This window comes from Streptomyces sp. AC1-42W (assembly GCF_003248355.1).
In the GTDB taxonomy this organism is placed as follows: domain Bacteria; phylum Actinomycetota; class Actinomycetes; order Streptomycetales; family Streptomycetaceae; genus Streptomyces.
Map to the genome: position 1 here is coordinate 3,598,330 of NZ_QKWY01000001.1, position 14,090 is coordinate 3,612,419.

Annotated in this window: 5 protein-coding genes; 3 read left to right on the forward strand and 2 right to left on the reverse strand. The window is 74.7% G+C overall.

All coding sequences use genetic code 11. The features are described 5' to 3' along the window. Window position 1 precedes the first annotated feature (1 nt). Window positions 2–9,973, forward strand: coding sequence for a non-ribosomal peptide synthetase (locus DNK56_RS16515; protein ID WP_111334776.1), 9,972 nt, complete (start codon window positions 2–4; stop codon window positions 9,971–9,973). Continuing rightward, the gene (locus tag DNK56_RS16520) at window positions 9,970–11,370 is read left to right on the forward strand and encodes an MDR family MFS transporter (RefSeq protein ID WP_111334778.1); all 1,401 of its coding nucleotides are present in this window, start codon (window positions 9,970–9,972) and stop codon (window positions 11,368–11,370) included. The genes DNK56_RS16515 and DNK56_RS16520 overlap by 4 nt, the downstream gene beginning before the upstream one ends. Window positions 11,371–11,432: 62 nt before the next feature. Here DNK56_RS16520 and DNK56_RS16525 read toward each other — a convergent pair whose 3' ends face one another. Further along, window positions 11,433–11,762: a hypothetical protein gene (locus DNK56_RS16525; RefSeq protein ID WP_111330414.1), complete on the reverse strand. Its 330-nt coding sequence runs from the start codon at window positions 11,760–11,762 to the stop codon at window positions 11,433–11,435. Window positions 11,763–11,849: 87 nt separating this feature from the next. Here DNK56_RS16525 and DNK56_RS16530 point away from each other — a divergent pair, with 87 nt between their 5' ends. Further along, complete coding sequence (locus tag DNK56_RS16530; protein ID WP_241989748.1) at window positions 11,850–13,016, forward strand: IS630 family transposase; 1,167 nt, start codon at window positions 11,850–11,852, stop codon at window positions 13,014–13,016. A gap of 95 nt (window positions 13,017–13,111) precedes the next feature. Here DNK56_RS16530 and DNK56_RS16535 read toward each other — a convergent pair whose 3' ends face one another. After that, the gene (locus DNK56_RS16535) at window positions 13,112–14,059 is read right to left on the reverse strand and encodes a methionyl-tRNA formyltransferase (RefSeq protein ID WP_111334780.1); all 948 of its coding nucleotides are present in this window, start codon (window positions 14,057–14,059) and stop codon (window positions 13,112–13,114) included. Window positions 14,060–14,090: the final 31 nt, after the last annotated feature.

The following is a 14,090-nucleotide window of genomic DNA, read 5'->3' on the forward strand; positions in this document are numbered from 1 at the left end:
GTTGACCACCGCGAGCGTGTCCCCGGACGGCCTTCTCCCCCTGACCGGCGCCCAACTCGGCATCTGGAACGCCCAGCGCATCGAACCCGACTCGCCCTACTACGTCGTCGGCGACGTCATCGAGATCACCGGCGGCGAACCGGTCGACACGAACGCCCTCGCCCACGCGGTCCGGGCCACCACCGAGGAGGCCGAAAGCCTCCGGCTCCGGGTGTACGACACCCCGGACGGACCGCGCCAGGCGGTCGGCACCGACCCCGTCGCCCTGCCCCCGGTCATCGACCTCAGCACCGAGGACGACCCCGCCGCCGCGGCCCGCGAGTACGTCACCGCCGAACGCGCCCGGCTCGCCGAGGCCACCCGGGGCATGACGGACCGCCCGCTGTACGCGCGTACCGTCATCAGGCTCTCCGACCGCGAGGTCTGGTACACCCAGCTCGGCCACCACCTCGTCTTCGACGGCTACACCGCCGCCATGCTCGCCCGGCGCACCGCAGCCCACTACACCGCCCTCGTCCGCGCCACCGAGCCGCCCCGCGCGAACTTCGGCGCGTTCGCGGCGCTCGTCGCCGAGGACACCGCCTACCGGGAGAGCGACCGGGCCGCCGAGGACCGCGCCTACTGGGTCGAACGCTTCACCCCGCTGCCCGACCTCGCCGCCGACGACGGCCCCGCCGGCGGCGCCCCCGCCCGTACGCTCACCGCGCGCGCCGAGATCGGCCCCGAGGAGACCGCCGCCCTGCGCGCCTTCGCCGCCGCCGAGGGCGTCGCCTGGGGCGAGGCGCTGATCGCCTGCTACGCCGCCTTCCTGCACCGCATGCTGGGCCGCACCGACGTCGTCTTCGCCCTCCCGCTGATGTGCCGGACCGGCTCCACCGCCCTGCGCACCCCCTCCATGGCGGTCAACGTGCTGCCGCTGCGGGTGACCGTGCGCGGCGGCGACCGGCTCGGCGAGCTGAGCCGGCGGGTCGCCGCCGCCATGCGCGAGATGCGCGACCACCAGCGCTACCGGGGCGAGGACCTGCCCCGCGACCTCGGCGTGCCCGGCGCGGGCGCGCTGCTGCACGGACGCGGCATCAACCTCAAGGCATTCGACCTGACCCTTGACTTCGCCGGTGCGGCCGGCGTGATGCGCAACGTCGCCGGCGGCCCGCCCGAGGACATGGGCCTCAGTGTGCTGCCGACCCGCGACGGCGGCCTCCTGCTCGGCTTCGAGGTCGACGCCCGCGCCAAGGACCAGGCCGCCGTGGACGCCCTGATGAGCGCCCTGCGCGCCCTGCTGTCCGGACTGACCGCCGGCCTGCCCGTCGCCCGGATCGCCCTCGCCGCCGACACCGCCGCACTGCTCGACCGGTGGAGCCCGCCCGCCCTGCCCGGCACCCCCGCCGGCATACCCGCCGCGCTCGACGCGATGGCCGCGGCCGGCCCCGGCCGCACCGCCCTGGTCTGCGGCGCCGAACGGCTCACCGCCGCCGAACTCGCCGACCGCGTCCACCGCGTGGCCCGCGCCCTGCGCGCCCGGGGCATCGGCGCCGAGGACGTGGTGGCCCTCGCCCTGCCGCGCTCCGCCGACGCCGTAGTCGCCCTGCTCGCCGTCCTCGACGCGGGCGCCGCCTTCCTGCCGCTGGACGCCGCACACCCGGCCGAGCGGCTGCGCGGACTCATCGACGACACCCGCCCCGCCCTCGTCCTCACCGACGGCACCGTCGACGGACTGCCCTGGAAGACCCTCGCCGACGAGGCCGCCGCGCTCTCCGGCGCCCCGCTGGCCACCGCCGAACTCTCCCGCCCCCGCCACCCCGACGACCTCGCCTACGTCATCCACACCTCCGGCTCCACCGGCCGGCCCAAGGGCGTACTCGGCCGCGCGGGCGGCATCGCCGGACTGCTGCACCACCAGCGGGCCACCGTCGTCGCCGAGGCCGAACGGGCCGCAGGGCGACGGCTGCGCGCCGCGCACACCTACTCCTTCGCCTTCGACTCCGCCTTCGAACACCTCGTCTGGCTGCTGTGCGGGCACGAACTCCACATCTACGACGCCGACACCACCCGCGACGCCGACGCCCTGCTCGCCGCGTACGCCCGCGACGGCATCGACATCGTGGACACCACCCCCTCGATGGCGGCCCCGCTCATCGACGCCGGCCTGTTCGACCTGCCGCCCGCCCTGCTCGTCCTCGGCGGCGAGGCCACCCCACCCGCCCTGTGGCGCCGCGTCGCCGCCTCCGGCATCCCCGCACGCAACATGTACGGGCCGACCGAAGCCACCGTGGACAGCACCACCGCCCGCGTCGACGACGGCGACCCCGTCATCGGGCACCCCCTCGCCGGAACCCGGGTCTACGTCCTGGACAACGCCCTGCAGCCCGTACCGCCCGGCACCGCCGGCGAACTGTACCTGGCCGGCCCCCACCTGGCCCGCGGCTACCTCGGCCGCCCCGCCGCCACCGCCGAACGCTTCGTCGCCGACCCGTTCGGCGCCCCCGGCGACCGGATGTACCGCACCGGAGACCTGGCCCGCTGGCTGCCCGGCCGCGGCCTGGAGTACGGCGGCCGGGGCGACGGACAGGTCAAGATCCGCGGCCACCGGGTGGAGACCGGCGAGGTCGAGGAAGCGCTCGCCGCCCTGCCCGGCGTCACCGCCGCCGCCGCCCGCGTCCTCTCCTCCCGGCTCGTCGGCTACATCGTGTCCGCCTCCCTCACCGGCGACGAGGCCCGCACCCTGCTCGCCGAGCGGCTGCCCGCCCCCATGGTGCCCGCCGCCGTCGTCGTCCTGAACGCCCTGCCCGTCACCCCCAACGGCAAGCTCGACCGCGCCGCCCTGCCCGCCCCCGCCCTGCCCGGCGGCGGCCGGGAGCCGGGCACCGACCGCGAACGGCTGCTGTGCGCCGTCCTCGCCGAAGCGCTCGACGTCGAACGGGTGAGCGTGGACGACGACTTCTTCGCCCTCGGCGGGGACAGCATCACCGCCATCACCGTCAGCAGCAGACTCCGCGCCCGCGGCCTCGGCCTGCGCCCCAAGGACCTGCTGGACCGCCGCACCTTCGCCGCGCTCGCCGCATCGGCCGAACTCCTCGAAGAGACCACGGGCCCCGCCGACGAGCCGGCCGGCCCCGTACCGGCCCCGCCCATCGTGCGCGCCCTGCTCGACCCGCACCCGGACGTCGACACCGTCGCCGGATACGCCCAGTGGACCGCCCTGTACGTGGACGCCCTCACCCCGCAGCAGCTGGACCGGGGCGTACAGACCCTCCTCGACCACCACGACGCCCTGCGGCTGCGCGTCGCCGACGGCCTGGAGGTGCTGCCGCGCGGCACGGTCCGCGCCGCCGTCGAGGAGACCCGCGGCGAAGAGGTGGACGCCCTCGCCCGGCGGCTGGCCGGAGCACTCGACCCGCGCACCGGCGACCTGGTGCGCGCCGCCCTGCTGCGCACCCCGGACGGCGAACCGGACCGGCTGGTCGTCGTCGTGCACCACCTCGCCATGGACGGCGTCTCCTGGCGCGTCCTGCTCCCCGACCTCCACACCGCCTGCGCCGGCGGCACCCCCGAACCCGCCGGCACGTCCTGGCGCCGGCACGCCCGGGTCCTCGCCGAACAGGGTGCGGGCGGCGCCCGGCGCGGCGAACTCGCCCACTGGCGCACCGCGCTGGACTCCTCGCCCCGGCTCGGCGCCCGCCCCCTCGACCCCGCCCGCGACACCGCGGCCACCGCCCGGCGCACCGTCACCACCGCCTCGCCCGAGACCACCGAGGCCCTCCTCACCACCCTGCCCGCCGCCTACCGGGCCGGCGTGGACGAGGTGCTGCTCGCCGCCCTCGTCCTCGCCCTGCGCGGCTGGGGCCTGCGCGACGACGCCGTCACCGTCTCGCTGGAGGGCCACGGCCGCGAACACCTCGACCTGGCCCGCACGGTCGGCTGGTTCACCAGCGAGTTCCCCGTGCGCGTCCCCGCCTCCGACGACGTCCGCGACGTCCTGCGCGCCGCCAAGGAGGCCCGCCGCGCCGTCCCGGACGGCGGCATCGGCTACGGGGTGCTGCGCCACCTCGACCCGGAGACGAGCCCCGCCCTCGCGGCGGTCCCGCCGCCGGACGTACTGCTCAACTACCTGGGCCGGTTCGCCCCGCAGGCCGCCGAGGGCTGGCGGCTGCCCGAGCACGACGCCTTCTCGGTCACCGAACCGGACGCCAAGGCCCTGGAACAGGTGCTCGCCCTCAACTGCTTCGTCCACGAGGGCGACGCACCCCGCCTCGCCGTCGAGTGGACCGCCGCCGGCGAGATCCTCGGCGCCGGCGCCGTCACCGCCCTCCAGGACGCCTGGGCCGCCGCGCTGGACGCCCTGGCCGCGCACGCCCTGCACACCGACGGCGGACTCACCCCCAGCGACCTGCCGCTGGTGGACCTCGACCAGGACACCATCGACGCCCTGGAACGCACCGGCCGCGTCAGCGACGTACTGCCCGCCACCCCGCTCCAGGTCGGACTCTCCTTCCACACCCTGGTACGGGACGAGACGGACACCGACGTCTACGTCGTCCAGGCCGTCACCACCCTGTCCGGCGAACTGGACCCCGACCGGATGGAACGCGCCGCCCGCGAACTGCTGCGCCGCCACCCCGCCCTGCGCGTCCACCTCGCCACCGCCGGCGACGACGTGATCCAGGTGATACCCGCCGGCGTCGCCCTGGAATGGCGGCGCGACGACGACTTCGCCGAGGCCGCCCGCGCCGACCTGGAACGCCCCTTCGACCCGGCCGTGCCCCCGCTCATCCGCTTCCTGCTCTCCCGCGTCGGACCCGCCGAGCACAAGCTCGTCATCACCAACCACCACGCCCTGCTCGACGGCTGGTCCATGCCGATCGTCGGCCGCACCCTCCTCGCGATCTACGCCGAACTCGGGGGCGGCCCCGCCGCCCCCGTCTCCCCGCCGCTCCAGGAGTACTTCCGCTGGCTGGCCGGCCGCGACCGGGACGCCTCGCTCACCGCCTGGCGCGAGGCGCTCGCCGGCGTCGAGGACGCCACCCGGCTGGCCCCCGCCGCCACCTCCACCGGCACCGAACGGCCCGGCCGCGAAACCGTCGAGCTGGACCGCGAGTTCAGCGACCGGCTGCGCGCCTTCGCCCGCGACCGGGGCATCACCCTGACCACCGTCCTGCAGACCGCCTGGGGCCTGCTGCTCGGCCGGCTCACCGGCCGCCGCGACGTCGTGTTCGGCTGCCCGGTCTCCGGCCGGCCCGCCGAGGTCGACGGCGTCGAGTCGATGATCGGCCAGCTCGGCACCACCGTCCCGGTCCGCGTCCGGTACGACGCACAGCGCACCGTCACCGACCTCATGGCCCGGGTGCACGCCGAGAGCGTCGCCCTCGCCGACCACCACCACGTGGGCCTGCCCGGCATCCAGCGGGCGGCCGGCATCGGCGAACTCTTCGACACCATGCTCGTCATGGAGAACTTCCCGCTCTCCAGCCGCACCCGCACCCCGCTCGCCCCCGGCCTCGACCTCACCGGCGTGGACATCACCGACGCCACCCACTACGCCCTCACCGTCATCGTGATACCCGGCGACGAGATCACCATCGGCCTCGGCTACCAGCCCCGCGCCTTCGACCGGGACACCGTCCGCGACTACGGCCGCTGGCTGCTCAACCTGCTGCGCGAGATCACCGACGACCCGGACCGGCCCGCGCTCGTCCTGCCCACCCTCGACGCCGGCGAGCGGGCCCGCGTCCTGCGCACCGGCACCGAGATCGTCCCCGCCCGGGAACGCGGCCACTGGCTGGCGGAGTTCGCCCACTGGGTCCGCCGCAAGCCCGGCGCCGAGGCACTGGTCTGCCGCGACCGCAGCCTCACCTACGACGAACTCGACCGGCAGGCCAACCGGCTCGCCCACGCGCTCATCGCCCGCGGCGTCCGGCCCCAGGACCCCGTCGCGGTCCTCATCGGCCGGGACGTCGAGATGACCGTCGCCCTGTTCGGCGTGGCCAAGGCCGGTGCGGTGTACGTACCGATGGACGCGGCCTACCCGCGCGAACGGCTCGCGTACATGTTCGACGACATCGCGCCGGCGGCCGTGGTGACCACCGGCGCCGAACTGCCCGTCGACCGCGACCTGCCCGTCCTGCGCCTCGACGACCCGGCCACCCTGGCCTCCGTACCCGACACTGACCCGGCCGAGGCGCGCGCCCGGCTCACCGACGACGCCCTCGCGTACGTCATCTACACCTCCGGCACCACCGGCCGCCCCAAGGGCGTCGGCGTCACCCACCGGGGCGTGCCCGACCTCATCGCCCTCCAGGAGGAGGTCGTCGGCGTCACCGAGCACGACCGCTATCTGCACTTCGCCTCGACCGGCTTCGATGTGGCGTTCTGGCAGACCATGGTGCCGCTGCTGTCCGGCGGGACCTCCGTCATCGCCCCCGAGGAGGTCCGCGTCCCCGGCGACGAACTCCTCGACTACATCGCGGAGCACCGGGTCACCGGCGTGAACCTGCTGCCGTCGTTCCTGGCCGCCATGCCCGACGACCGCACCGTCGACCCCGACGTGCTCTTCGTCGTCGGCGCCGAACGCCTCGATCCGGAACTCGCCCACCGCTGGGGCCGGGGCCGAAGGGCGCTGTTCAACGCCTACGGCCCCACCGAGGTCACCATCAACTCCACCACCTGGCACTACGATCCGGACGACGCCGGACCGCTGCCCATCGGCCGCCCCGACCCCAACGTCCGCGCCTACGTCCTCGACGGCGGACTCCAGCCGGTCGGCGTCGGCGTCACCGGGGAGCTGTACCTCGGCGGCCCCAGCCTGGCCCGCGGCTACCTCGGCCGCCCCGGCCGCACCGCCGGCACCTTCGTCGCCGACCCCTACGGCCCGCCCGGCACCCGCATGTACCGCACCGGCGACCTGGTGCGCCGGCGCCACGACGGCCAGCTGGTCTTCCTCGGCCGCGCCGACCACCAGATCAAGGTGCGCGGCTTCCGCGTCGAACTGGGCGAGATCGAGACCGTCCTCACCGGCCACCCGGCCGTCCGCGCCTGCGCCGTCGTCCTGCGCGAGGGCCGGCTCGTCGGCTACGTCATCCCGACCGACGACGCCGGCTTCGACCCCGCCGCGCTGCGCGCCCACCTCGCCGAGCGGCTGCCCGACCACATGGTGCCCACCGCGCTCGTCCCCCTGGACCGCCTTCCGCTCAGCCCCAGCGGCAAGCTGGACGCCGCCGCGCTGCCCGCCCCCGCCACCGGCTCCGCCGCCCGGCGCGAACCCGCCACCGAGGCGGAGGAGCTGCTGCTCGCCGTGTTCCGGGACGTCCTGGGCCGCGACGACATCGGCCCCGACGACAACTTCTTCGACATCGGCGGTGACAGCATCGTCTCCCTCCAACTGGTCTCGCGGGTACGCCGCCAGGGGCTCGGGCTGAGCCCGAAGGACGTGTTCGACGGCGAGACCGTCGCCGGAATCGCCGCCCGCGCCCGCGCCCTCGGCGGCGAGGCCGCCCCGGCCGTGGGCGACGCCCCGCTGACCCCGGTCATGCGCGACCTGCTGCACCGCGCGGGCCGGGCCGCCGACGGCTTCTGCCAGTGGGTCGAGGTCTGCGTACCGGCCGGCGGCGACGAGAACCACTGGCGCACCGTGCTCGACGCCCTGCTGGCCCGGCACGACGTGCTGCGCGCCCGCCTCGGCGCCGCGCACGACGTCCTGCACATCCCGCCGGTGGGCGAGGTCACCGGCGCCGACGTCCTGACCCGCGTCCCCGCGGACGGCGACCCGCGCGCCGCGGCCGACGCCGCGATCGCGGCGGCACGCGCCGCGATGGACCCGCGCACCGGCCCCCTGCTGCGCGCGATCCACGTGGACGCCGGACCCGACCGGCCCGGCCGGCTCGTCCTGCTCGCCCACCACCTGGTGGCCGACGGGGTGTCCTGGCGCATCCTCCTGGACGACCTCCGGCACGCCCACGACGGGGGCGCACTCACCCGGCACGGCCAGTCCTTCCTCGGCTGGGCCCGCACCCTGCGCGACGCCGACCGGCGCCACGAACTCCCGCACTGGCGGCGGATGACGGCCACCGCGCCCCTCACCCGGCCGCTCGACCCCGCCCGCGACACCGTGGACACCGCCGCGCACCACGAGATCCGGCTCGGCGCGGACGCCACCCGCGCCCTGGTCACCACCCTCCCGGCCGCCCACCGCACCACCCCGGACGCCGTGCTGCTCACGGCCCTGGCACGGGCGGTACGCGACTGGCGCGGCACCCCCGAACTGCTGGTCGCCCTGGAGAGCCACGGCCGGCCCCGCGAGGTGGACCTCTCCCAGACCGTGGGCTGGTTCACCGCGATCCACCCCGTCCGGCTCGCCGCCGACGACGACGTACCGGCCGTCCGCGAGCGGCTGCGCGCCCAGGGCGACGGCCTCGGCCACGGCATCCTCACCGCGGCCGGGCTCCTCGACCCGGTCCGGCCGGAGATCGCCTGGAACTACCTCGGCCAGTACCCCGGCGCCCCCGACACGGAGACGCCCTGGCAGCCGGCCCCGGACGCCGACCCGCTCGGCTCGGACGGCTCCGGCCCGATGCCCCTCCCGTACAGCCTGATGGTCAACGCCCTGGTCCGCGACGACGCGCTCGGTGTGCGGATCACCTGGCCGGCCGCGCTGTTCACCGGCACGGAGATCGAGGAACTGGCCGGGCACCTGGAGGCCGCGCTGCTGCGGCTCGCCGACGCGCCCGGAACCGGCGCGCTCGGGGACCGTCCGGGCGCCGCCGTGCAGCCGCTCGCACCGCTCCAGGAGGTGATGCTGCGGCACTCGCGCACCGAGCGCCCCGACCCGTACACCGTGCAGTCGGTGTTCTCGCTCGCCGGCCCGCTCGACACCGACGCGCTGCGCGGCGCGGGCGACGACCTGCTGGCCCGGCACCCGAACCTGGGCGCGGTCTTCCCCGCCTCGTTCGCCGTCGTCCCGGCCGCGCCCCGGCCGGAGTTCCGCGTCACCGACGCCCCGGCCGACGAGGTGCTCGCCGCCGACCTGGCCGAACCCTTCGACCTCGCCCGCGGCCCGCTCTACCGGATCACCGTGATCCGGCGCGGCCCCGAGCGCGCCGACCTCGTCCTGACCAGCCATCACGCCCTCTCCGACGGCTGGTCCGCACCGCGCGTCCTCGGCGAGCTGTTCGCCCTGTACACCGCGCGCACCGGGAACCGCGCGCCCGAGCTGCCGGCCCCCGTCCCGTTCGCCGCCTACCTCGACTGGTGCGCGGAGCACGAACCGGACCTGGACGCCTGGGCGGCCGAACTCGACGGGCTGCCCGAGGGCGACTACCTGGGCGGCGGCGACAGCGGCCCGGCCTGGCAGGAGCCCGAGGTCATCACGTTCGACGCGGCGCTCGTGGACCGGCTGACCCGGCTCGCCGCCGGACGCGGCCTGACCCCGAACACCCTGGTCCAGGGCGCCTGGGCGGTGCTGCTCGCCCGGCGCTCAGGACTGCGGGACGTCTGCTTCGGCGCCATGGTCTCCAGCCGGCCCCCGGAGCTGGACGGCGTGGAGGAGATCATCGGCCTGCTGGCCAACACCGTGCCGGTGCGGGCCCGGCTCGACGGCACGCTGGCCGCCGCGCTCACCGGCCTGCAGGCCCGCCAGCGCGAGCTGGTCGAGCACCACCACGTGGCCCTGGCCGACCTGGAGCGGATCACCGGCCGGCGCCGGCTGTTCGACAGCATGGTGGTGTTCGAGAACTACCCGGTCGACCCGGAGCGGCTGCGCGAACCCGCCCCCGGACTGACCGTGCTCGCCACCCGGTTCCGGGAATCCACCCACCACCCCGCGACCCTGACCGTGATGCCGGACGGCGACGGCTGGACGGGCGTCCTCGCCCACCGGGCCGGCACGGACGTCACCGGTCTCGCGGACCGGCTCGTCGAGCTGCTGCGGAACCTGGAGCAGCACCTCGACGCGGACGTGCGGGCCCTCCTGGAGGACCGATGACCGCGGCGACCGCGCCACCGGACGGGCGCGTGGACCGGGATCTGCTGCGCGTCGCGTTCATCCTGGTCCTCGGCACGTTCATGGCCTCGCTCGACGCGACCATCGTCAGCGTCGGACTCGACCGGCTCACCGAGGAGTTCGGCGCGTCGGTCGCCGAGATCCAGTGGGTCACCACGGCCTATCTGCTGGCCGTCGTCGCCGCCGTCCCCGCGTCCGGCTGGCTGGCCGGCCGGTTCGGCGGCCGGCGGGTCTGGCTCGCGGCGGTCGGCGTGTTCCTGCTGGGCTCGCTGCTGTGCGCGGCGGCCTGGTCGGTGACCAGCCTCATCGTGTTCCGCGTGGTCCAGGGGCTGGGGGGCGGGCTGCTTCCGGCGACCGGGCAGGCGCTGCTGGCGCGGGTGGCGGGACCGGGACGCACCGGGAAGGTCATCAGCGTCGTCGCCGTGGTTCCGCTGCTGTCACCGGTCTTCGGCCCGCTGGCCGGCGGTTCCGTGCTGGCCGTGGCGCCGTGGCCGTGGCTGTTCCTGATCAACCTGCCGATCGGCGCGGCCGCGATGCTGCTGGCCCGCCGCCATGTGCCGGTGGTGCCCCCGGCCCCCGGGCGCACCGCATTCGACCTGCGGGGCGCGCTGCTGCTGTCCCCGGGGCTCGCGGCGCTGGTGTACGGGCTGACCGAGGTCGCCCACGGGCGCACGGTCCCGGCGACGGCGGGGGTGGTGGCCGGTGCGGTGATGCTGGGCGCGTTCACCGCGCACGGGCTGCGCACGCGCGCCACCCCGCTGGTCGATCCCCGGCTGTTCGCCCGGCCGCCGTTCGGGGCCGCCGCGCTGGCGCTGGTGGTGCTGGGGGCGTCGGTGTTCGGCACGATGTTCCTGCTGCCGCTGTACTTCCAGTCGGGCCGGTCCATGTCGGCGTGGGAGGCGGGGCTGCTGCTCGCTCCCCAGGGGCTGGGGGCGGCGGCCGGTTCGGTGCTCGTCAACCGGACCATCGTCAAGGTGGCGCCGAGGACCCTGGTGGTGGCGGGCATCGTGCTGATCCTCGCCGGCACGGCCCCGTTCACCTGGCTGGGCCACGGGGTGCCGGACGCGGTGATCGTCGCCGCGCTGGTGGTGCGGGGCTTCGGGATGTCGATGATCGGCGCGCCGGTGATGAACATCGTCTACAGCCGCATCGAGCCGGAGCAGCTGCCGCGGGCCGCCGGTGCGCTCAACCTGCTGAACACGGTGGGCGGTTCGGTGGGCACGGCGGCCCTGGCGGTGGTGCTGGAGAGCCGGCTCACGGAGCGGGGCGCGGACGTCTCCGCGGCGTTCGGCGACACGTTCTGGTGGGTGCTCGGGTTCTGCCTGTTCGCCGCGGCGGCGGCGACCCGGCTGCCCCGTACACCCCCGAAGGGGGCTTAGTGGTCGGCTCCGTAAGTCCTTCGGGGGTTGACTTCGGATCCGGCGTTGTGCCTGGTAGTGGGTCAGATGTCGACTGCAGCGATGTGGAGCTCGCAGGCGCAGTCGAGCGCCTCCGCGGGGGTGCCGGTGGGGCTGCCGGTGGGCAGCAGGGAGTCTTCGTAGCGGTCGCCACTGGCGTAGTAGGGGGCGAAGCCCCACCTCTTGCTGACGGTGCCGGTGTAGCGCAGTCGCATCAGCTTGACCCGTTCGCCGTCGGCCAGTTCGGCCTCCACGTAGGCGAACGCTCCGCGGTGTCGGACATGCAACTGCGCAATCTGGGGCCAGACGGCGCGGGCCTGCTCGCCGAGGCGGGCTTCCAGCGAGAGGCGGGTGTGTTCCGAGGGCGTGGGCATGGCGCCCATCCTGCCCGAGGGGCCACGGACCGGATACGGCAAGCTTCGGCCTGTTGTGATCCACTTCTCCGGATTGGCCCGCCTGCATTGCCTGTTGCCGTCGCCCGCACGATCACCCTGCGCGCCGCCGAGCGCGAGCGACTGAAGCTGATGGCCTACGGCCACAAGACCGAGTACCGGCTGCGGATGCGCGCGCAGGTGGTGCTGCACGCGGCGCGCGGACGCGCCAACGCGCGCATCGCCCGGGAGACGGGTCTGCATCTGGACACGGTCCGCCGCTGGCGCGGCCGGTTCGCCGAGCACGGGCTCGCCGGGCTGGGCGACCTCGACCGGTCGGGCAGGCCCCCCTCGTTCACCGCGCTCCAGGCCGCCCAGGTCAAGGCTCTGGCCTGCCGGCTGCCCGCCGAGACAGGGGTGCCGCTGGCGCGTTGGTCGTGCCCGGAGCTTGCCCGCGAAGTCGTCGCCCGGTCCATCGCCAGCTCGATCTCCGCCTCCACTGTCCGTCGCTGGCTGGGCGACGACGCGATCAAACCGTGGCAGTACCAATCCTGGATCTTCGTCACCGACCCGGACTTCCGCCCGAAGGCCGAGCGTGTACTGGACCTGTATGCCCGTACCTGGCGGGGCGTCCCGCTCGGCGACGACGAGTACGTCATCAGCGCGGACGAGAAGACCTCCATCCAGGCCCGCTGCCGCTGTCATCCGACCCTGCCGCCCGGCCGGGCCCGCGCGATGCGCGTGAACCACACCTACCGGCGCGGCGGCGCCCTGGCCTACCTGGCCGCCTACGACGTCCACTCCGCGAAAGTGTCCGGCCGCTGCGAGCCGACCACCGGCATCACCCCGTTCATGAACCTGGTCACCCAGGTCATGACCCGCGAGCCCTACGCCAGCGCGAAACGCGTGTTCTGGATCGTCGACAACGGCTCCTCCCACCGCGGCAAGAAGGCCGCCGACCGACTGTCGGACGCGTTCCCGAACGCGGTCCTGGTCCACACCCCGGTGCACGCCTCCTGGCTGAACCAAGTGGAAATCTACTTCTCCGTCGTCCAGCGCAAGGTCGTCTCGCCCAACGACTTCACCGACCTCACCCAGGTCACAGACCGGCTCCGAGAATTCGAAGACCGCTACAACGCCACGGCACAGCCGTTCCAGTGGAAGTTCACCACCTCCGACCTGGACGATCTGCTGGCCAGACTCGACCAGCACCCCGCCGGCCGACACGAAGAATCCTCCGCCGCCCCGGCACCATGATCAACCCCCGAAGGACTTACGGAGCCGACCACTTAGGGCGTACGAAAGGGGGGCGGGGCGGCCGTCGCAAGGCCGCCCCGCCCCCTTCGCCGGATTCAGGGACGGCTGGTCAGATAGCCGCCCATGGAGGTGAAGTACTCCGTCGCGGGCAGCTCGCGGCCGTCCTCGGCGCGGACCCGGGTGATGGCCAGTCCCCGGTTGCGGCCGGTGCGGGCGTCGGCGCCCGCGACGATCACGACGCCGTCGCCCTCGCGGTAGAAGATCCGGCCGGGCGTGCCGCCGTAGCGGCCCTCGGAGACCACGCTCGCCAGCACCTCGATCCGCTTGCCGCGGTGGAAGGTGAAGGCGCTCGGGTACGGGGCCGACTGGGCGCGCACCAGGCGCTCCAGGTCCTCGGCGGGCCAGTTCCAGTCGATCCGGATGTCCTCCTCGGCCCGCTTGTGGAAGAAGGTGGCCCGCGAGCGGTCCTGCGGGGTGAACTCCGTCTGCCCGTCCGCGATCAGGGCGAGCGCCTTGGTGGTGACGGGGGCGATCAGATCGACGGTCTTGTGGAAGAGATCCGTCGCGGTGTCCCGCGGGCCGACCGGGACGGACTCCTGGCGGACGATGTCGCCGGCGTCGAGCTCGTCGTTCATCATGTGCGCGGTGACGCCGACTTCGCTCTCACCGTTGATGAGGGCCCAGATCAGCGGCGAGAAGCCCGCGTACTTCGGCAGCAGCGAGTCGTGGACGTTCAGGGTGCCCCGGCGGGGGAGCGCGAAGATGCGCGGCGGAATCCACGTACGCCAGTTGTTGGCGACGATGACGTCCGGGTCGGCCGCCTTCAGCGCCTCGAACAGCTCGTCGTCGTCGGGGCGGTTGCGGATGAGGACCGGGACGCCGTGCTCCTCGGCGAGGTCGGCGACGGAGTCGCTCCAGATCTTCTCGTAGGCATGCTCGCTCCGGGGGTGGGTGACGACCAGCACCACGTCGTGCTCGGAGTCCAGCAGGGCTTGCAGGGTGCGATGCCCCCAGGTCTGGTAACCGAACATGACGACCCGCATGGGGTTCCTCCTCGACGTAGAGACAGAGCCG

Excerpts from the sequence above, each read along its gene's own strand:
- DNK56_RS16520 (WP_111334778.1), top strand. The coding sequence starts at position 9,970 with ATGACCGCGGCGACCGCGCCACCGGACGGGCGCGTGGACCGGGATCTG.
- DNK56_RS16525 (WP_111330414.1), bottom strand. The coding sequence starts at position 11,762 with ATGCCCACGCCCTCGGAACACACCCGCCTCTCGCTGGAAGCCCGCCTC.
- DNK56_RS16535 (WP_111334780.1), bottom strand. The coding sequence starts at position 14,059 with ATGCGGGTCGTCATGTTCGGTTACCAGACCTGGGGGCATCGCACCCTG.